This is a genomic window from Sphaerospermopsis aphanizomenoides BCCUSP55, assembly GCF_001586785.1.
Lineage (GTDB): Bacteria > Cyanobacteriota > Cyanobacteriia > Cyanobacteriales > Nostocaceae > Sphaerospermopsis_A > Sphaerospermopsis_A aphanizomenoides_A.
Genome location: NZ_LUFH02000007.1, coordinates 57466 through 79867 on the forward strand (window position 1 = coordinate 57466; position 22402 = coordinate 79867).

A 22402-nucleotide genomic window follows, 5' to 3' on the forward strand; every position below is an offset into this window, starting at 1 on the left:
CGCTACGCTATCAGGAGTATGGCTTACGCCACGCTGCGCTATCAGGAGTTCAGAAGAAAGAATGAATTTTTCTCCCTATTCCCTGTTCCCTATTTTTCAGTTTTTAACAATAAATAAAATAACTTCCCTATTTCTATTCACTGTCACCTGTCACCTGTCACCTGTCACCTGTCACCTGTCACCTATTCCCTATTTCTCAGTTTTTAACAACAAATAAAATAACTGTCCATTGCTGACTGTAACACCTGCGCGATCGCCTGCGATGTCGCCAGTTCCTAAATAATAATCTACCCTACCCGCACCTTTAATTGCACCACCTGTATCTTGGTCTAAGACATAACGGCTAACTATCCGATGTTCCAATTCACCTTTATTATTAGCAAAGGGAAAAGGTGCGCGAATTAAAGCTAAAGCACCAGGAGGCATTAAAGATTTATCAGTAGCGATGGAACGTTCTGGTGTTAGGGGTACACCGACAGAACCGTGTGCTGGTCTACCGTTAGTTTCTCTAAAAAATACAAAACTGTTGTTACGAGGAAGATATATATTCAAATCTTGAGGATTTTTTTGAAAATACTCAAAAATTGTCGGCATTGTTACGCCATTTTCTGGTAGTTTTCCTGCCTCTATTAATGTTCGTCCCAAACTTTTATAATTATGCGCTGTATTCCCAGCATAACCTATACTTGTTTGCGTTCCATCTGTTAATTTTAATTTGGCAGAACCTTGAATTTGAATGATATAAGGTTCAAATCTGTCTCGAAACCAAAATAACTCTAAACCCTTTAACTTTCCTTTAGCACCTTGTAAACCATCTGCACCTTCTAATTCTAATCTGGTGGGATGAGGTCTAGGCCAAGAACCTAAATTTGGTGGTAAGCGATAAACAGGATATTTAAATTCTTTGGTGGGTTTTCGACTAGCTAAATATAATGGTTCATAATAAGCTGTAAATAAAACTGTACCTTGACTGTCTCTACCTATAGATTGATAATAGACAAACTCTTTTTCTATAGCTGCTTGTAATTCTTGAGGAGAATTTGTTGTTAACACTAATTGGCGGAATCTTTGCAAACTGCCATAAACTCTATCTCTTGTAATTCCAGCAATTTTATATCTTTGATAAGCAGCCGCAGCCCTAGCAGTTCTTAAATATTTTAAACTTTGATCCATAGACTTGAGTAACGCCTTTTTATCTGCGGTTTTATCTTGAACACCACCATAAATTCTTTCATCTAAACAAGAAGCATCATTTTCACAACAGCCAACAGGTAATCTTTGGACAAGTACAGGTGAATTTTTAGTGCTGTCAGTTTTCAAAGCAACTGGTAAATTCCACTTCGTTATTTGGCATTCTGGAGAAACGATATCTTGATTTTTTATAGCTGGATTTTTTATAGCTGGATTGTTTATTTCTGGATTTTTTATGGCTGGCATTTCCAATAAAAAAATTGTCAAAAAAACGGGTAAACTAACAGTTGTATTAAATATTTTTTTCATCATTTTAAGGTGAAAGGCAAGAGTAATTAATTGTAAGTATTCAGACTTTTTAATTTCAGGAATGTTAGGGATTATCTGTTTATGTTCATTCTGGAAATTTTAATATTTCAGGTACATAGCTGATGGCTGACGGCTAACGGCTGAATGCTTACTACAAATTACGAATTTATTCATTCATATTATGATATGTAGCAACAGCAGAAGGTGAAATGCGATTTAAATAACGGAAAATCCAATATTTAAAAATGGTATCCAAAATCACGGGGAATGTAGCAATGAATAAAAAGATGAAATCTCGATTTGCTGGTAAACCCCAGTGTTTTGATATACCTTCCAGAATTACTTCCCAACCGTGGGGAGAGTGAAATCCTACAAAGATATCAGTAAACAAAATAATAATAAATGCTTTGGCGCTATCACTCAATCCATATACTATATGATCAAAGAAATCTTTGAGAACAGAAATAGAAGACTTACTGATAAGTAACAGCCAAATAAAAGCAACTACTGAAAAAATATCGGCAAATACATTTTTAATCGCGTTGGCACTTGCACGCCGAAACTCCTCTGCTACTTCTTGGGCTTTCTCTTTCATCTGATTTTCTATAGCTTCAACGGATAGCGGCGGGGCATTACTAATTAAATTTTCAAACCTGATTCTTTCTTCAAATTTTTGCAATTCTACCAATGCTTCCTCTTCCATTTCCTCATTAATAAAAATTTCCACGGTTTCCCCATTTCTAAAACGCTCAACCACCGGACCTACTACTACAGCTTTAGCTATTTGGTGAGTTAAAAGTGGTACTATTATTAATAACAATAGAAAGCGAATAGATATAATTGTTCTTTTTTGCGTCTGGCGGAAATTCTGCACTACGTCTTGTTCAGAATTTGGATCTAATTCTACTTGGAGACGAGTGATGGTACTTAAAATTGACCGAGGTAAAACACCTGTAGTATCCGTTTTTCGTTTGGGTTTACTACCGTTGTTTGGCAATGATGATTTTGCTGTAATCGGTTGGGCAATAGCTCCATTATCTGCTACAATTTTAGGTGGAGAAACTAAATTGACAGGAGTTGTTTCTAAATCATTATTTATGTATTTAGCAATGACTTGATCAATAAATTCTAGTTTCTCTAAAACTGAAGCTGGATTGGGATATTCTATCCCGGTTTTAGCGGCTGCTGCTTGCTTAGATTCATTAGAAAACCAACGGCTGGCTTTAAATTCTGTCAACCGCATTCGGACATTTTTTAATAATTTCTTTAACTCTGTCTGAAAATAATCCATGACACTACTACTGTACATAGCAGAGTCAGGGCATATTTTATTGCCATTAAAATGCTTGTCTTCGATTTCCTTAATCTTCAAAGCTGATTGATAAGCTTCTTCTAAAGAGCGTTCTGGTGTCAGTAAATACCATCTGTAAGCAGCTAGTAAAAAAGAGTAGATTTTTTGACTAAGCACAGAGTTTTTCATCGTCGATGAACATCCAACATGATTTGGTGATTATTGATAGCAGGGAACAGAGAATAGGGTTCAAAGTTCTTTAGTAACTGATTTTTATGAACACTGTATTTTCGCATCCAACTGACAACCGCTATAACTTAAGTTAACGCAAAAGTTATACTAACAAAAGTAGAAGGAGTTGATTTGTGGTTTCTGATTCTGTTTGGATTGTCGGTAGTAGTCGCAGCGGTAAGACGACTCGTTTGGCTTGGGAGTTTTGTCATTGGGTACAAATTGGCAACCAACACACAGAATTATTTTATACTAAAAAACCTCAGCAGCAGAAATATAAAAATACTATTAAAACCTCAAATCTTAGACAAACAGAACCAGGGGTTTTGGTTTTAGCAGCGAATGATGATAATCGCCGCGTCTTAAGTGATCAAATTGTGGCTTTGACTTCAGGAAAATACCCAATTCGTGCTAAAACAACTTTGGGCTTTATTCAGGATGAAGTGATTTTATTCTGGCCGTTATTAATTGAATCTTTACAAATTAAAGCACAATTTCCTGTAAGATTGCGCCCTGAAACTGAGCAAGAATTAGCAACTAAACTGTGGCGTTCGCAACTAGATGCAGAAACTTTGCAACGTGCGGGAGTGAATGAGTACCGTCTAGTGAGGCGGATATTAGACTTATGGCAGTTAGCAGCTTATAGTGGTACATCTTGTGAAGAAATTGTTAAGATTTTGCAAACAGGTTTAGAGGAAACTGGCAATATTTTAGCACCAGAATTTTTCGGTTCTTTGCTGTTAAATTGGCGTAATTGGTGTTTAGAAAGGGGATTTTTGACTTATGCATTAATAACAGAACTTTACAACCACCATCTATTAACTAATAGTAATTATCAGCAGCGGCTGATGCAACGATATCAAAGAGTAATAGCAGATGATGTGGATGATTATCCAGCCATAGCCCGGAATTTGTTTGAGTTTTTATTAGATAATGGTGCGATTGGGGCGTTTAGTTATAATTCTGAAGGGGCGGTGCGTTGGGGGTTGGGTGCAGATTCCAAATATCTACAAGGGTTAGCGAAACGTTGTCGGGTAGAAAATTTAGTTAGTCCCACTCAAAATAGTTTGGCCTATCAACTAACTACACAAATGGTAGAGTTAATCACCGAACCAATGGCAATGTTAAGTTTACCAAAGTTTGTGCAGTCGATTCAAACTGGTTCTCGCGCTCAACTTTTGCGCGCCACAGCAGAAGAGGTGATTGGAGCGATAAAATCAGGAATAGTTGCACCAGAAGAGGTGGCGATTATTGCGCCTGGTTTAGATGCGATCGCCCGTTATACTTTGATAGAAATATTAACTAAGCAAAATATTCTGGTTGAATCTCTCAATGACCAACTTCCTCTAATTAGTTCACCAGAGATAAGAGCTTTACTCACCTTACTAGCTTTAGTTTATCCTGGTTTGGGAAGATTGGTAGACCGAGATGAAGTTGCAGAAATGTTAGTTGTATTAAGTCGGAAAAAACCAACTTTAGAATTAGAAACTGTTTCAGAACTTAGCACTCAAAATACAACACACAGTACCGATATAGATCCTGTCAGGGCTGGTTTAATTGCAGATTACTGCTTTGTACCCCATCCAGACAACCCCCACCTACTAGAAGTAAAAACCTTTGAACGCTGGGATAGAATCGGCTATGCAGCCAGTAAAGCCTATGGTGAGATATTACAGTGGATAGAACAACAGCGATCGCAACTAGAAGAGGGTATCATTGCTAGTCCCATTTCCCTATTATATCTAGCTATTCAACACTTTCTCTGCCAAAACAGCAGCCCCCCATATCAACAACTAGCCGCACTGCGAGAATTATTAGAAACCGCCCAACATTACTGGGAAGTAGACACCAGATTAAAACCAATCGACCTACAACCGCCATCATCTACAACTGCGATTGCAGAATTTATTCAACTCCTACGCCGTGGTACGATTACCGCTAACCCTTACCCCTTGCGTCCCATCGGTAATACCAGAAAAGCCGTCACCCTAGCCACCATTTTCCAATACCGTGCTAGTCGCAGAAATCACAAATGGCATTTTTGGCTAGATGCCGGTTCACCCCTCTGGGCTAAAGGTGGTGCAGCCACATTGTACGGTGCGCCTTTGTTCTTACGGGATAGATTAGGCCAACCTTGGACAGCAGCAGATGAACAAGAAGCAGAAACGCAAAGGTTACGCCGCATTATAGCAGATTTACTTGCTCGTGTTTCCCAGAGAATTTATTTGTGTCACAGCAATTTAGCTGTAAATGGACAGGAACAACTCGGTCCCCTGTTACCTTTAGTTCATGCTTCTGGGGCGGTTAATATTTCCTAATAGGACTTAAATTTAACTATAAAGATGATTGCAATTACTTAAAAGTACTTGTTCAATGGCAGAATTAAAATTTTCTCGACCGCAGAATACCCAAGTACAGTAGACATCTGGTGAAAAGAATGTAGATACGTTTCATGGAACATCTCTACTAGGATAAGCATATTTAAATTCGGTCGATGCCTAGGGTCAATGGTGTGGTTTAGGTGCAATCAACACACAGAAGCCTTAGACGCAGATGGTAACGATCAACCAGCAGTCTTGACTCTCCTTGTTTTGCCAGATTTTTGAGCTAAATATATATAAAGTTTATTTAATTATTGTAAAGATTTGTGATATTTTGGTTGGGGAGCAAAACTGTAAGTCTCGCTCCACGTTGGGCCAGTTGAAAACTTAGTGAGGTATTCCTCTATATGGCAATTACTATCGATTCTGCCCGTGGTATTTTCCCCAACACACTGTCGGCTGATGCTGTGCCAGCTTTAACCGCTCGATTCAACCAACTCAGCGCCGAAGATCAACTGGCATGGACATGGTTCGCTTTCTTAGAAATGGGCAAAACCATCACGGTTGCGGCTCCTGGCGCAGCTAGTATGCAGTTTGCAGAAGGAATCCTGAACCAAATCAAGAAAATGACTTTTCCTGAGCAAACTCAGGTTATGTGCGATCTGGCAAACCACGCAGATACCCCCATTTGCCGTACCTATGCTACTTGGTCGCCTAATATTAAGCTCGGTTTCTGGAATCAGCTTGGGGAATGGATGGAGCAAGGCATTGTCGCGCCAATTCCGGCTGGCTACAAGCTATCAGCTAACGCTAATGCCGTATTGGAAACTCTCAAAACCTTGGATCAAGGACAACAGATTACCGTCTTGCGGAACTCTGTTGTAGACATGGGGTTTGATGCTAGTAAACTAGAAGGCTACACCAGAATTTCTGAACCTGTAGTCGCCCCCAGAGAAATTTCTCAGCGCACTCAAGTCAAGATTCAAGGTCTCAACAATCCAACAGTGTTGAGCTATATGAACAACTTGAATGCAAATGACTTTGATGAACTGATCAAACTATTCGTGGCAGACGGTGCTTTGCAGCCTCCTTTCCAGAGACCAATCGTGGGCAAAGATGCAATCCTGCGGTTTTTCCGGGAAGAGTGTCAGAACCTCAATTTGATACCAGAGCGCGGTGTCGCTGAACCCGCAGAAGATGGCTATACTCAGGTGAAAGTGACAGGCAAAGTTCAGACCCCTTGGTTTGGCGCAGCAGTAGGCATGAACATGGCTTGGCGGTTCTTGCTCAACCCTGAAGGCAAAATCTTTTTCGTAGCAATTGACTTATTAGCTTCTCCCAAAGAACTTCTGAACCTAGTTCGCTAGGGAAACATTAGAGACAAGTAAATCACTAAGCGATCGCTCTCTTAACCAGACTGAAACATTTTTGACGATGAAACAAGCCTCAAACCATTGTTTGCTAAGAAAAATACATCAAACACCCAAAAACGCCTGATACCCAAATATATCAAGAAACCAACCAAAACGATGTCAAAATCTCTCTGTGATATCATTTGAGGCTATTTCATCCATCTTTTTTTGTCTAAGTCCCGTTAACCAAGAGCGATCAATTACTCTGGACAAACAAAACAATCCTCACCAAATAACTAACGCACAAATTTCAGGTTGAATCATGCAAGCAAGTGAAGTTGAGTGGACGGAAATTGAAAAGAAGATAGCTCGAACAGCCTTTGATCAAGCCTACGAACGAGAAATTGAGGCTTTGCTTAAACAAGTTCAAAAGGAGGCAAGTACGCTCGTGAACTTGGGCGATCTCTGGCGGTTACACGATTTCTTGAGTGCTAAAAGGCATGAAGTTGAGGGTAAGTACGACTACCAATACTCCGTTCTCCTCTTTGTCTTTGCTGGATTAATCAAGGAAGGCTGGCTACATCTGAATGAACTGGAAGGACTGGATAAAGGCAAGCTATCCAAGGTCGCTGTTCTGTCGCGGATGTAGCTGGGTATAGCTGTCATTCATTTATCTGAATATCACTGTAAAGTTAGTCCGCAAAGGCTGATTTTGCCTTTGTAGTCGCGATTTATAATCCCCTATATAGCGTTTCTCGATCTAGTGAGGTACATCTTTAAATCCAAAAATATTAACCAGCAAAGTTTGGGTGTACCTCAGTAGCCTAGAAAAGGCTATACTTCTGCCCCAACCAATCACGAAAACTAGGATGATAAAGACTATAATAGTTTTCTTCTTCTATTGATTCTAAACGTAAAAATTCTCGCCATTTATCTAAAATCACCTTGATGTCATATTCATCTTCATCTAATCTTTCCGCTATCGTTTCTATTGTAACTGATTGCTCTTGCACTAAAACATTTAACACCTGTAAAGCCATTGTTTGCTGTTGACTGGTTGTTAAATTCATTTTATCTAAATGACTTTGATAATAAAATTGTAAATTTTCAGGATCAATATCTTGATTAATAGCTGTCAAGATTTCGCTAACATACATAAAATTAGTTTCATTTTCACTAATTTGTCGTAACTTATCATTAATATTCTGATCGCTAAAATTTCTGATATATTCCTGAATATCAGCACAATTTTGTTCAGGGTAATTCGATAAATCCAAACTTTGGGAAGGTGTTTCAATTAATAAACCTGATTTTTCTGATAGAAACGGACGACGAGTAAGGATAAAATAAACATTTTCTGGCAAATAACGGGGTAAATAGAATAGATTTGAACCACGTTGTTGATTATTAATATCAATTCTGTCACAGCCATCAATAGTAATAATTAACCTTTGTTCTGGATTTAATCTATCGCTGATTTGTTGCAGTAATAACGATAAAAAACCACTATTTTCTGTGGTATAATCTGTCAAGTTAGCAGTTATATTTTTACCGCTTTGATGTTGGGCAATTTCTATTAATTGAGTGCAAATATTCATCAAAAATTGCTCATACTCCCCCCTTTTTAAGGGGGGCTGGGGGGGATCAGCAATTTCTACATTATAATAAACAATTCCCGGATTTTTGCTGATATAATGAGCAATAATCGCACTTTTACCAATACCCGGTTCACCGATGATAGTAAAATAGCCCCGGTCATATTGGTTAAGAAAATTATTAATTGCAGCAAAGACAAATTCACGACCGACAAAGTTGTGATTTTTGGCGGTGATGATTTGCTGAAATTCTGGAGGATATCTAGGGATATTAATTGAATTTTGGGTGATATTATTCATTTTTTAACCCCCTTCTAACCGCAGGAAATGAACTCGACCTGATTGTTCTCCTGCTAAAATTGTCAAACCATCTGGGGAAACTGCACAACTTATGATTGATGAATCACCCGTAAAAGTAGAAATTTCCTTTCCTGTTTCTAAATCCCACAGTTTTAAGGTCTTATCATCAGAACTAGAAATCGCTTTTTTCCCATCATTTGTAATTGCAACTGACCTCACCCAGTTTTCATGACCAGTGAGAGTTGAGATTTCCTTTCCTGTTTCTAAATCCCACAGCTTCAAAGTTTTATCATCAGAACCGGAAAGGGCTTTTTTCCCATCTGGGGTAATTGCTACTGTTTTCACTCGCATACTATGACCAAAGAGGGTAAAAATTTCCTTACCTGTCTCTAAATTCCATAATTTTAAACTGTTATCCCAAGAACCAGAAATAGCTTTTTTCCCGTCTGGTGTAATAGCTAAAGACCATATTGCACCTCTATGACCAGATAAAGTATAAATTTCTTTCCCTGTTTTCAAATCCCACAATTTTAAGGAGATATCTTCTGAACCAGAAAGGATTTTTTTACCATCCGGGGTAATAGCAACAGCCCAAATTGAACCGTAATGACCAGTGAGAGTAGAAATTAAATTTTTTGTTGCTAAATCCCACACTTTTAGAGTGTTATCAGATGCACCAGAAACGGCTTTTTTACTATCTGGTGTAATAGCTACTGCTTGTACCCAAGAATGATGACCAGTCAGAGTATAAATTTCTGTTCCTGTTTGTAAATCCCACAATTTCAAAGTTTTATCATCAGAACCAGAAACCGCTTTTTTCCCATCAGGTGTAATTGCGATTGTATTTACCCAATCATGATGACCTGTGAGGGAAGATATTTCTGTTTCTGTGTCTAAATCCCACAATTTTAAAGTTTTATCATCTAAACCAGCAAGGGCTTTTTTTCCATCTGGGGTAATAGCTACTGCATTTATCCATTCATTATAACCAGTGAGAATAGAAATTGATTTTCCTGTTTGTAAATCCCACAGTTTAACAGCTTTCTTTCCATTTGGGGTAATGTCTAATTTATTTACTGAATTATTATTATTTGTATAATGTTTAGAAGGAAGAGTAGAGATTTCCTTTCCTGTCTGCAAATCCCACAGCTTTAAAGTCTTGTCATAAGACCCAGAAACCGCTTTCTTACCATCAGGTGTAATTGCTACTGTTCTCACCCAATTATTATGACCAGTTAAAGTAAAAATTTCTTTGCTTGTTTCTAAATCCCACAGTTTCAAAGTATTGTCATCAGATCCAGAAACAGCAGTTTTCCCATCTGGTGTAATTGCTACTGTTCTCACCCAACCGTTATGACCTCTGAGAGTAAAAATTTCTAAACTTGTTTCTAAATCCCATATTTTCAAAGTATTGTCATCAGAACCAGAAACAGCAATTTTACCATCTGGTGTAATCGCTACTGCATTTACCCAGTTTTCATGACCAGTGAGAGTAAAAATTTCTAAACTAGTTTCCAAATCCCAGCATTTCAAGGTGTGGTCATCAGAACCAGAAATGGCTTTTTTACCATCTGGTGTTATTGCTACAGCATTGACGCAACTGTAATGACCATTCAGGGTATAAATTTCTTTACCAGTTTCTAAATTCCATAGTTTTAAAGTATTATCATCAGCACCAGAAATGGCAGTTTTACCATCTGGGGTAATTGCTACTGTATTTACATAACTGTGATGACCAATAAGAGTAAAAATATCCTTTCCTGTTTCTAAATCCCATATTTTCAAAGTATTGTCATCTGAAGCAGAAACGGCTTTTTTCCCATCAGGTGTAATTGCTACTGCTCTAACTGCGTTATCATGACCTGTGAGGGTACGCAGTAGTTGTCCGTCAGGAGTAGTTAAGCTGGCTGTAATGGGACGAAATCGAGGAATTTCACTGTTACTTGCTGCTGCATCTTGTAATATTTTCTGAATTTCTGGTTGTGGAAAAATTTGTAATCTTCCCCATAATTGACTGACTAATTGATTTGGGTCTTGACTCAAAATGTGGGATGATAATTGTAAGGAATTTTGAATTAATTTCAGCGTTTTAATTTTTTCGCTTTCTAGTTTCTCGTCTTCTTCTAAATTTTCTAATATTTCGGGATTAGCAATTAAATCATAATCTTTAATTAGGGCTTCTACGCCAAAACTAGGAGATTGAATTTTGAGAGAAATAAAATCAAAATCTGTAAGGGTTTGATAATATTTATCTGTGTTTCCTGCTTTTAGTTGTTGTTCAGGAAATTGACCTAAAAACATATTTTTAAATTCTGGTGATTTTGAGGCTAATTTATTGGCAAGATTCCCCATTTTATGACACCTCCTTGAGCATATCTGGTAATTCTAAGCGTAAGAAATGAATCCGTCCTGATGTGTCTCCTGCGACAACTGTTAAGCCATCTGGGGAAATTGCACAGCAATTTATAGAACTATCACCAGTAAAAGTAGATATCTCTGTTCCTTTATCTAAATCCCAAAGTTTCAGGGTGTTGTCATAAGCAGAAATCACTCTTTTGGCATCAGGAGTAATGGCCACTGCTGTTACCAAATCACTGTAACCAATAAGAAGAGTATAGATTTCCATTTCCTGATTCAAATCCCATACCTTCAGAGTATTGTCATTAGAAGCAGACACAGCTTTTTTTCCATCTGGTGTGATAGCTATTGCTTGTACCCAGCCGCTATGACCAGTCAGGGTAGAGATTAGTTTTCCTGTTTCTAAATCCCATACCTTAACAGTTTGGTCAGCAGAACCAGAAACAGCTTTTTTTCCATCTGGGGTAATAGCTGCTGCATTTACCCAGTTATTATGACCTGTCAGGTCAAAAATTATTTTTCCTGTTTCTAAATCCCACACCTTTAGAGTCTTGTCAACAGAACTAGAAATAGCTTTTTTAGCATTTGGGGTAATGGCTATTATATTTATGGCTATTACATTTACCAAGTTTTTATAGCTAGTTTGAGTAGAGATATTTATTCCCTTCTCCAAATCCCACACTTTCAGAGTCTTATCAACAGAACTCGAAACAGCTTTTTTGCCATCTGGGGTAATAGCTACTGTATTTACCCAATTGTTATGACCTGTCAGAATAGAGATTTCTTTTCCTGTTTCTAAATCCCAGATTTCTAAATCCCAAACCTTGAGAGTTTTGTCATTGGAACCAGAAACAGCTTTTTTGCCATCTGGAGTAATAGCTACTACATTTACCCAGTCATTATGACCTGTCAGAGTAGAGATTTCTTTTCCTCTTTCTAAATCCCAAACTTTGATGATTCGGTCAGTACAAGCAGAAACAGCTTTTTTTCCATCTAAGGTAATGTCTACTGCTGTTACCCAGTCATTATGACCAGTCAAAGTAGAGATTTCTATTCCCTTTTTCAAATCCCACACTTTCACTGTGTAGTCTCGAGAACCAGAAATAGATTTCTTTCCATCTGGGGTAATAGCCACTGTATTTACCCAGTCTTGATGACCTGTCAGGGTGAAGATTTCCTTTCCTTTATCCAAATCCCATACCTTCAGGGTCTTGTCATGTGAACCAGAAACTACTGTTTTTCCATCTAAGGTAATGTCTACTGCTGTTACCCAGTCATTATGACCAATCAAAGTAGAGATTTCTATTCCCTTTTCCAAATCCCATACCTTCACTGTGTAATCACGAGAACCAGAAACAGCTTTTTTTCCATCGGAGGTAATGGCTATTGCTGTTACCCAGTCTTTATGACCTGTCAGAGTAGAGATTACTTTTCCTGTTTCTAAATTCCACACCTTCACCGTCTTGTCAACTGATGTAGAAATACCTTTTTTACCATCTGGAGTAATGGCTACTGCATATACTGAGTAATTATGACCTGTCAGAGTAAAAATTTCTGTTCCCTTTTCCAAATCCCATACCTTTAGGATTTTGTCATGTGAACCAGAAACAGCTTTTTTAGCATCTGGGGTAATTGCTACTGCTTGTACCCAGCTTTTATGACCAGTCAAAGTACGTAATAGATTTCTACCTGGAGTAGTTAAACTTGCTGTAACAGGACGCAATCGCGGAATTTCACTTTTACTTTCTGCTGCATCTGCCAATATTTTCTGAATATCTAATTGTTCAAACCCCTGTAATCTTCCCCATAATTGACTTACCAAATGGTTTTTATCTTCATTCAAAATATGGGCTGATAGCTGTAGGGTACGTTGAATCAATTTCAATATTTTAACTTGTTCCGGTTCTAGTTTTTCATCCTCTTCTAATTTCTCTAATATTTCAGCATTTTCAATTAGCTCATAATCTCTGATTAGCGGTTCTACTCCAAATTTATGATTTTCAGTTTTCAAAGAAATAAAATCAAAATCCGTGAGAGTTTGATAATACTGTTCTAAGTTTCCCGCTTTTAACTGTTGTTCAGGAAACTGTCCTAAAAACATCCTTGTAAATTCTGCTGATTTTGAAGCTAATTTAGTGGCAATGCTCCCCATTTATTCCATCTCCTTGAGCATATAATTAGCCATACTCTTATTAACTTCTCTAAATAATTTCCGACCTTTACCTAACTTATCTTGACCTTTAAGAAATTCCAGGAAACTGCGATGATAAATACTATAGTAAGTTTTTTGTTCCTCTGCATTTACTTTCGGGGTTACATATTCAACCCAATCATTTAACACTGATTTCACTTCATATTCATCTTCATCCAGAATTTCTGCAATCAGATTTAGAGATATAGGTTCACCTCTTTCTACCAAAATATAAAGTATTTTCACCTTCTGTTCATTGGCTTCTTTATCCATGCCCATCCTCTGCCAATGAGTTGTATAATAATCTTGCAATCCTTGAGGTAATCCCTTTAAAGTTAAATCATTGTATTTACCTTCAGCAATACCAGGTAGTAGATAGCGCAAATAGATGAAATTATTTTCACTCTTAACGGCTATTTCCTGAATAAAATTCTCTTCAGAAATATTACGCTCGTTAATCCAATCTTTCAGTTTAGGTTCGTTATTCAAGAATAACTGAATATATTCTTTGATATCTTCTTGACTCAAAGCTGAATAATCTTCCTTTGTTAAATCTAATTCAGCCGTAGGAGTATCGGGAGATAAAGTTAAACGTTTTGTTTCTTGATTATAAGGTCTTCTCGTTAGTAAAAAATAGATGCCATCAGGTAGATTTTGTGGTAAATCTAACAGATTACTATTTCCTTCTTGTTCAACTTCATCTAGTGCATCAACAACAATAATTAGTTTTTGTCCTTGGGTTAATTTTTCGCTGGCTTTTTGCAGTAAAGTCCTTAAATCAGCGTTATCTGCATTTTGGAGGGAATAACGTTTAATTAACTGTTGACGAATATTCGCTAAAAACTGTTCTGGCTTATTGCGTCCTTCTGCAAAGACATTAAAATAACAAGGACATTTAATCACGGAAATATATTTAGCAGAAATAGCACTTTTTCCCATTCCTGCATCCCCAATTACAGTAAAATAACCTTTGGATTGAGTTGTGAAAAAGTTATTAATAGCTTTAAAAACAAAATCCCGACCACAAAATAAGCGAGTTTTTTCAAAAATTAACGCTTTAAATTCTTTGGGATAAACATCTAAGTTCCAATCTGGATAAGGCTGATATTTTGAGGCTTTTGTTTGTTTAGCGACTGCAATAAAAGCTTCTCCAAATTCTTCTAATTCAGCGGAAAAGTTGATTTTGGCGTTAATTATCTGGGTTTTTAGTTCGTTATTCTGATTTAGAAATTTTTTGGTATTTTCTACAAACTGAAAGGGAGCATTATTACTGTAAGCATCCCAAAAAAAATCTTTAATTACTTTCTCTCTAAACAAATTTAAAATTGCTTCCGACTTAAATACACCATACTTTACTAGAGTGTAGCCATAAACAGTATCAACATCTTCAAGAATTTGGGTAGGATTGAGTTTTAATTCTTGCAGAACTTTGATAACGGCTTCGTTTTTTTGAGCTTGTTTAATGATTAATTGACTAGCTTGAGGAGCATATTTAGTAATTACGGAAGTAATAGCTGCAAATTCTATCATAATTGATTACCTGAAATTAACTATTTTAAACTTGAGTTCGATAAACTTTACTCCAACCACTCTCCGCATCGGAGCCGGACTTCTAAGTTATTATCAATTAATTGTCAATTATCAATTATCAATTGTCAATTGATAATTCTATTCACCCCTTTGAAAACCATAATCTTTCTTCCTGTCTTCAAATCTATACTCTCGATTATAATAATCATCGGGGTCATAACCAACATCACCAACAAAACAGAAAGACCTAGCTAAATTGAAAGTTCTCTTTTCAAAGTAAAATTTGTCTTGGGGTGACATTTTCATCAAGTCATTTTTAAACTTTTTCCACTCCCTCTGGTTATGTCTATCCATAAATACATCTTGTTTTTGTAAACGGTCTAACCATTCATCTTTTTTAATTATGACTGTATATCCATCGGTTTCTTCAAATTCCAAATAAATCTCTTCTAATAACTTTCGCATTTCCTTGGGATATCTACCAGCTAAAGCTAAAAATGCAATTAATGTCTGTTTATATTCTGGTTTCGGTTCTTGTTTCCATGTTGTGTCATTAGGTAGGGGTGTCCAGATAATTTTAATGATTTTGCCAATATTAATTAGTCGCTTTGCAGTTCTTGGGGTTAAGTCAACGTGCTGACAAGATTCTGATATCCACTGGAACTCTTCAGCAGTAAATCTTTCCCAACTTACTAAGGGTTCTGTATTGGCAGAATGTTGTATCTTTCTATTAGTTTCAGAATTAAATTCTTCAGTTCTGGGTTGAGAAATAACTTTAATACCTGAATTTGGAGTTGGAGTATATTCTTGTAAATTCCCATCTCTCTCTGTTTGTTTTTCAGGAACAACAGGTATTTCTAAAATTTCATCTTGTTGAATATTTTCTGGGAATTCTTCTAATCCTTTTAAGAAGCTAATTTTCTCATTTATTTGTTGGCTGGAAATAGTATTTTCTCCTCTTGTTTGTTGTAAAATCATATCTTCTTGATTGTCTTTTTTAGCCTCCTCCTCAATATCTACTAAAGACTTTAAATAACTTGCTGTCACATCTTTACTAATAGGCCGCATTCTGTAGGGAATTTGAATTATTTTTTCCAAATAGTCCACACCAGAAGGAGTACCACCACGTTTTAAAACTCCTCTGTAAATGTGTTCCAAAGCACGACCAATATAACGGTCATCTATTGCTAAGATAACGATAAAAAGTTCAGTATTTAATAATAATTGTACAGCTTCTAGAACTTGAACAACTCTATCAGGAGGACAACGGTCTAAATCATCTATATATAAAACTATTCTTGCTGGACCCCTGGGGAAAAGTGGTTTCAAATCTTTTATTTTATCAGGATTTGTACGTCCTGTTTGATAGGTTAAATGTTCGGATAAATCTTGTAAATCATCCTGAATTTGGTGCATTATTCCCAGAAGTTTTTGATAGGAATTATCCTCTAAACGATTGTTGACAAAATCCAGTAAAGATGTATACTGGGCAGTTAAGCCAACACGCTGTTTTTGTCTTTCCACTTGTAATTGCAGTTTTTCGATTTCCTGCTGTTTTGCAGTTAATTCTTGTGTCGCTAATTCCTTTCTAGCGAAAATTTCCTTAACTTGACTTTGTTCATATTCTTCTTTGCGTTGATTAATTTGTGCTTTAATTTTTTCTTCTTTACTTTGATTTAGTTTCTGTTTTTCTTCTTTGACATTTTCCCTAGCCACTTGTAAAAATCTCACTGTTTTGACTTGCCATACTTGGATTCTTTTGAATATTTCTATTCCATTATAAATAGATGGGATAGCACACACACTTGTTACCCAAAGTTTTAAAGCTATAGATAGTTCTTTTAAAACTGGTAACAGCTTTGGTATAACGGCAACCATGACAAAATAAGCAATAAATGGTAAAGCAGTTGCACCTAAAAAGATAAATAATGTTTTTCTGTCTTTTTTAGTAAATTCAATTAACCCAACTATTTGACTAGGTTGTTCTTCCAGAAAATGAGTTATTTTTTGGACATTATTAACAATATTTTGAATTTTTTCATCTTTTGTAGTAACTAATTCCTGTGCTATATCTATCAGATTAGATTCAGATAATTTATCTAACTTCAGCATCGGAAACTGTGCTTCTAAATCTTTTCTATCTTTAAAGCCACAGATATGGAGAAAATCTTTGAGGATCGAATCACCAAAATCATCCTTAAGTGTTTCTTTGAGTTGAGACAGAAAAACAATCAATATTGATAAATCTGTCATTTCTTGTTCAACATTTGCCTCAATATTGTTCACCTCTTGATTAAAACTCTGTTCAATTTGCCTAATTTTTTGATTAAATTCATCCTCAATTTCTTGATTCTTATTTTTAACTTCTGCTTCTAAATTTCGTAATTCTTCCTCCGTGCGTTTGAGTTTCTCCTGTTCTTCTTGTCTAACTTGACTGAGAATATCCCAAAGGGCATTACTATCAGCATTTTTATCTTGTAAGTTAGCAAATAATTCTGCTGTTAGTTCCGATTCTAAAATTGCCTTCCTATCACTATCATTCATCTGATTTATGACACGCCAAATTTCACCACCAGCCAGCAAATCAGAAACTTCTCCTAACTGTTTTTCTAAAGTTAATTGACGGTCAAGTTGATCAAAAATAGTCTGCATTAAACTTGCCCACAAATCAGACTTAGCATAACTCCAGGCGTTAAATTTAATTTGATAAACATGACCAACATAAGGAGAAAGATTTGGTTCATCTCCTTTTTCACCCCATGTTTGTTTTGCAGTTAGTTGTTGACAGCGAATTTTGGTAATTTGTTTTTCTATGAGGTGCATTCCAAAGGATTTTCCACTACCCCAACCACCTAAGATGGCTACTGCTAAAGGAGGTTGAAGACTCCGCAACATCAACACATCAGCTAAAGATTGCAGTTCCTTAGCTACATCGAGAGAGTCTTCACCGGTCGGTTGGTCATTGCTAAAAGGTTGGGAAACACGACGAATATTAAACCCTTCCCAGTGCCAAACCTTGATACCATCTTTACTAGCACTAAAAATGTAATCTCCTTGGGGATCAAAAACAACCGCACAAACTTCTCGTTGGTGTTGGCCAATTTCGATCTGTCGCTTACGTTGGGGATCAGAAACATCCCATAACCTCACTGTTCCGTCATCGCTACCAGTGACAATGGTACTGCCATCAGGACTAAAACCTGCGTGAATTGACATAAGCTGAGTGAACAAAAAAGTTTTACCGAGAGGTTTTCCTTCTCTGTTCCACAATCTTACTGTTCCATCTTCACCACTACTGAGGATTGTCTGTCCATCTTGACTGATAGTTACTGATTTGACACCTGCTTGATGGCCATTCAAAGGATTTGCGATCGCTTTTCCTTCTCTATTCCATAATCTTACTGTCCCGTTACTATCACCACTAACAACAGTTTGTCCATCCTGACTGATGGTTACTGATTTAACCGCACCTTGATGTCCAGTAATAGGATTAGTGATGGCTTTTCCCTCTGGGTTCCATAATCTTACTGTTGCGTCACTGCCACCACTAACAATCATCTCACCATCGCTACTGATAGCGACTGAATACACAGAACCTTCATGACCAGTAAAGGTATCAGCAATATGATTACCTTGTCTATCCCATAACTGCAATGTATGATCACTACTAGCAGTAACAATAGTTTGACCATCATTGCTGATGGCTACTGAGTATATATAACCTAGATGACCAGCCCAGAAAACTAAAGGTTGTCCTCGCTTGTCCCATAAATGTACTGTTCCTTTTTCACCAGCACTAACAATAGTCTCCCCATCGTGACTAATAGCTAATGCAGTCACATTATCTGGATGGCCACTAAAGGGATCTGCGATGGTTTGTCCCTGCCTATTCCACACTCTTACTGTGCGATCTATTCCACCACTAACGATAGTCTTACCATCGTTACTAATAGCTACTGAGTATACAGAACTTTCATGACCAATCAAGGGATTACTGATGAGTTCTCCTTGCCTATTTGACAACCAAACTTTTTGGTTGCTGCCAGCACTGACAATTGTTTGACCGTCGCTACTGATAGCAACTGATCGAACAATACCAGGATTTTCGGTAACGATATTCTTACCATCACTACTGATGGTTACTGATTTAATAAAACCAGAATTTTGAGTAAAGGGGTTGCCGAGGCTTTCTCCTTCTCTGTCAAACACCCACACTTTTCCATCCCTACCACCACTGACAATTGTTTGTCCATCTTCACTAATGGCTACTGAAGTTACATAATCTTCATGTTTGGTGAAAAGATTGCCAATGGGTTGTCCTTGTCTGTTCCATAACCGCACTGTTTGATCACCGCGACTGCTAACAATAGTCTCACCATCACTACTGATAGCTACCGATCTAACAACACCAGCGTTCTCATTCCAGGGATCGCTGATAGGTTCTCCTTGCCGATTCCACAAACGCACTGTACCATCTTCACCACCGCTAACAATTGTTTCCCCATCTTTGCTAATGGCAACTGAATAGACATGACCGCCATGTCCAGTAAAAATATTACCAATAGGTTGCCCCTGTCTGTCCCATAACCTTACTTTCTCATCAGTACCACCACTAACAATTGTTTGCCCGTCCTTAGTCATGGCTACGGATGTCACAGAATTTTCATGGGCGCTAAATCTCACTCTTTTTTTTCTTAGTAGCAAATCCCAAATTTCTATTGTTCCATCTGCTAAACCAACGGCTATGATTCGTCCATCCTCTGAAATGGCAACAGTCAGGACATTAGAGATAAATTGGGCAAAGGGTTTTTCCGGTTCTGGGGTTGCCGCTTCTAGGTCTTGGGGTGCTTCTATGCCAACTTCGATTTCTGGGCTGCTAAATTGTTGGCCGCTTATTTCTTGTTGACCTTGGGGTGCTTCCATACCAGTAATGTTACCAGTTGTGTGTGGGTGATACTGGTTTTACTACGATACTTTTGGGTTGTAAATACTTTTATACGTTTATTTACAGTAATTATCTGAATTGGATCTGACAACGATTTGTGTTGTGAACGCAGACATGAATAATAATTCAGCTATGGGTAATAGGTGAAAATTTTACCCATTACCCACTTTCTCCTTGTTCACAAATCAAAGAAGATGGCTTATTCTTGTAATAATTAACCAGCTTTCACATTGATACTCATCAGATTTTCAATCAAGGCATAAACATCACTACGGCTGAGTTTTTCCTTGCCATTAGCTAAAGCATCAAGAGTACCATGTGCTAAAGCCAGAGGAATTTGACAGAATTGTAAAGCCGGTCCGTTAGGAAGGGAGTTAGTATAAGCATCTCCCAAGGATAGATTCCGACGTGCATATTCTTGAAGCTGGTCTTGATTCCACCCTTGGGGAAAAAAGTCTACACCACGGGTTAAATCTTCAGCATTATTACGGAGAATATTCACTGCTTGTAAACCTCTGCCAAAACCAATTGCTTGAGTGCGGTTGGTTTGGGTGCCATCATACCAACACCATAAATCTGAGAGTAACAAGCCGACTGCACCTGCCACACTAAATGTGTAACGATCTAAATCAGATTCGGTGCTAATTTTCCAGTTGACTTCTGCCCAATAAGCCATTCTATCAGCCATTGCTGCTGTAGCATCCCAAATGCGAGGCGCAATGCTTTCAGGTGCTAAAATTGACCATTCTCTAATTCTTAAACTTACTTCTGCTAAGGAATTTTCATGGCCGCTAAACCCGACAGAAAAAGCATCTACCGGAAAACCATCCACTCCTGCTTGTAATGTTTGACTGATATTTCGCAACAGGTATGACTTGGTGGCATTATCTAATTGTGGATGATCTTCGATTTCATCAATGGCACGCATACACAAGTAGGCTGATGCAACTGCTTCCTGTAATCCTGGGGGTAAAATACTGATTGGTATATAAAACGTTCGACTAGTTTCTTTTAGGATTTGCAATGCATCTCCACGTAAATCCATTGTTTCACTCCTCTCTTGCTGGTCACACCACATCAATTTCGTGTCTTTTGATGATACTGGATTTAGTTTCTACTTAAAAAATATGAAAAACTATCTAGTATTTCATCTAAAAATTTAGAGTTTACGGTATCGGAATTAACAAAAATCTCAAATTTATGGAATTCTAGTCTAGTATATAGGGTTTTGGTGACAACAACTTTTTTGTGAGAATAGAGAACAATCTAGACAAACAAGCTGCTATCAGTAATTAGCTAGATTAGGATATGATGTTGCGCTCAATGTCACGCTACAGCGTCTCAGGCAAAATTGAATCACCCAGTTGTCTAAGTAGTTACGCCAGAATTCAGATCAGCATTCAGGAGTAAAACTTGCTTGATACTTGATTTTTGGTGTAAATTTTGTGCTTTATTTACCTGCAAGATGCTGTATGTGTTAGAAACATAAATTACGCAAATTTAGTCAAATAAATAACAAGTTGACCCAATGAAATGGAAAAAATTATGAAAGTCCAAATACTTCTGTGTAGTGTGGTGGGGTTAATTGGTATTAGCACTCTGATTTTGTCACCAAAAATACTAACCCAGAATTCCCTTAAAGCAACGATAGCCACTACACCAAAAAATCTGCCCCAAAATCTAGAAACCGCAGTGCGGGAAAACATGGCGCTGCCATTGCAAATTAACAGCAAATCACTAAAATTGACTAAATCTGAAATAGCGACCTGGGAAGACTGTTTACCTAACAAATCAGGTCTTATTCCTCCTCAACCTTGTCAAGCTAGATCCCGTTCTGGCTGGCGTATAACTATGAGTGGTCAAGGTGAAAAGTGGGTTTATTATGTCACGAATAATGGATTTATTACCCTTGATGCGATCGCAAGTTTAAATAATACTATTATCTCTACTTTATCTAAAAAATTGGCAATAAAACCCAATCGCTTGCGTATTGTTGCAGCACAACTAACTAAAGGTTTTCCTGACTGTCCCATTAACGCTACTTGCAAAGTCAAGCCGATTTTAGGATGGCGTGTTCTTGTAGAAGGTAGAGAGAAACCATTCTTATTGGGACTGGATGGCAAAGATTTAAATTATGGAAATTTAAGTTTATTTTTACCCAAACAAACAGCACAAATGCCTCGTAATATTGGCGTGAAGGTGTTAGAAGATGTTGTGAGTCGCCATGAAGTTTTAACTTCTAATCTGCGAGTAGAAAGTATTAAACCTACAAAATGGAATTGGTGTCAAGGTGGAGGTGCAGGTCCTTCAAGACCAGAAATGGGGACTTGTCCAAATATAGAAGTAGAAGGTTGGCAAATGATAGTGACCAGTGGTGCTAATCGCTATGTTTACTATATTTCTAAAAACGATATTGCTAACCATAATTTTTCTCCCATACCTGATGGAATGCAGAGTTTACCCAATTCAATTGTAACGGCAATTCAAAAAGATGCTGCTAAACGGGGAAAGGTCTCAGTTGATATGATTCGTTTACATTGGACAACTCCTCAATTTTTCGACCGTTGCTTGAATATTGATCACCAAAAATTAAATTGTCGTCAGTCCGTGCAAGCAGGATGGCAAGTTACGGTTTTGGGAGGTAATAATTATGCTGTCAGTAATCTCAGTTCCAGTATTAAATGGATTTATAATGTCAATTTGGTTGGTAATGATATTCGATTTTTACAGTCTGGTGAGTGGTATCCAGTACCTTAAAATAATTCGTAAATAATTAGGGATTACTAAA

Annotated in this window: 12 protein-coding genes; 4 read left to right on the forward strand and 8 right to left on the reverse strand. The window is 37.3% G+C overall.

Translation table 11 applies throughout. The annotated features are described in order from the left end of the window. Nucleotides 1-189 precede the first annotated feature (189 nt). Both mltA and A0J48_RS03250 read right to left on the reverse strand, forming a co-directional pair. Complete coding sequence (mltA, locus tag A0J48_RS03245; RefSeq protein WP_200320317.1) at nucleotides 190-1500, reverse strand: murein transglycosylase A; 1311 nt, start codon at nucleotides 1498-1500, stop codon at nucleotides 190-192. A gap of 166 nt (nucleotides 1501-1666) precedes the next feature. Continuing rightward, a complete protein-coding gene (locus A0J48_RS03250) occupies nucleotides 1667-2980 on the reverse strand; it encodes a proton extrusion protein PcxA (protein ID WP_200320281.1) in 1314 nt (437 codons plus the stop codon). 176 nt (nucleotides 2981-3156) lie between these two features. Here A0J48_RS03250 and A0J48_RS03255 point away from each other — a divergent pair, with 176 nt between their 5' ends. The 3 genes from A0J48_RS03255 (at nucleotide 3157) to A0J48_RS03265 (ending at nucleotide 7344) form a co-directional block, all read left to right on the forward strand. Then, entirely contained in the window at nucleotides 3157-5340 is a 2184-nt protein-coding gene (locus tag A0J48_RS03255; RefSeq protein WP_200320283.1) for a recombinase family protein, read from the forward strand. A 410-nt stretch (nucleotides 5341-5750) separates the two neighbouring features. Next, on the forward strand, nucleotides 5751-6710 hold the full coding sequence (locus tag A0J48_RS03260) for an orange carotenoid-binding protein (RefSeq protein ID WP_200320285.1): 960 nt from the start codon (nucleotides 5751-5753) through the stop codon (nucleotides 6708-6710). 307 nt (nucleotides 6711-7017) lie between these two features. After that, nucleotides 7018-7344 carry a hypothetical protein gene (locus A0J48_RS03265; RefSeq protein WP_200320287.1) on the forward strand — a complete coding sequence of 109 codons (327 nt, stop codon included), beginning with the start codon at nucleotides 7018-7020 and terminating at the stop codon, nucleotides 7342-7344. Between the two features lie 175 nt (nucleotides 7345-7519). On the opposite strand, the gene A0J48_RS03270 is transcribed toward A0J48_RS03265, so the two are convergent. The 6 genes from A0J48_RS03270 to A0J48_RS03295 all read right to left on the reverse strand — a co-directional run bounded on the left by A0J48_RS03270 (nucleotide 7520) and on the right by A0J48_RS03295 (nucleotide 20659). Next, complete coding sequence (locus tag A0J48_RS03270) at nucleotides 7520-8590, reverse strand: AAA family ATPase (protein ID WP_200320289.1); 1071 nt, start codon at nucleotides 8588-8590, stop codon at nucleotides 7520-7522. Nucleotides 8591-8593: 3 nt separating this feature from the next. Further along, on the reverse strand, nucleotides 8594-10942 hold the full coding sequence (locus A0J48_RS03275; protein WP_200320291.1) for a hypothetical protein: 2349 nt from the start codon (nucleotides 10940-10942) through the stop codon (nucleotides 8594-8596). Nucleotide 10943: 1 nt separating this feature from the next. Continuing rightward, the gene (locus tag A0J48_RS03280; RefSeq protein ID WP_200320293.1) at nucleotides 10944-13100 is read right to left on the reverse strand and encodes a WD40 repeat domain-containing protein; all 2157 of its coding nucleotides are present in this window, start codon (nucleotides 13098-13100) and stop codon (nucleotides 10944-10946) included. Next, entirely contained in the window at nucleotides 13101-14669 is a 1569-nt protein-coding gene (locus tag A0J48_RS03285; RefSeq protein ID WP_200320295.1) for a P-loop domain-containing protein, read from the reverse strand. A 138-nt stretch (nucleotides 14670-14807) separates the two neighbouring features. Further along, on the reverse strand, nucleotides 14808-19592 hold the full coding sequence (locus A0J48_RS03290) for a P-loop NTPase fold protein (protein ID WP_200320297.1): 4785 nt from the start codon (nucleotides 19590-19592) through the stop codon (nucleotides 14808-14810). A 236-nt stretch (nucleotides 19593-19828) separates the two neighbouring features. Further along, a complete protein-coding gene (locus A0J48_RS03295; RefSeq protein WP_200320299.1) occupies nucleotides 19829-20659 on the reverse strand; it encodes a squalene/phytoene synthase family protein in 831 nt (276 codons plus the stop codon). 500 nt (nucleotides 20660-21159) lie between these two features. On the opposite strand from A0J48_RS03295, the gene A0J48_RS03300 reads away from it, so the two are divergent. Further along, nucleotides 21160-22371 carry a hypothetical protein gene (locus tag A0J48_RS03300; RefSeq protein WP_200320301.1) on the forward strand — a complete coding sequence of 404 codons (1212 nt, stop codon included), beginning with the start codon at nucleotides 21160-21162 and terminating at the stop codon, nucleotides 22369-22371. Nucleotides 22372-22402: the final 31 nt, after the last annotated feature.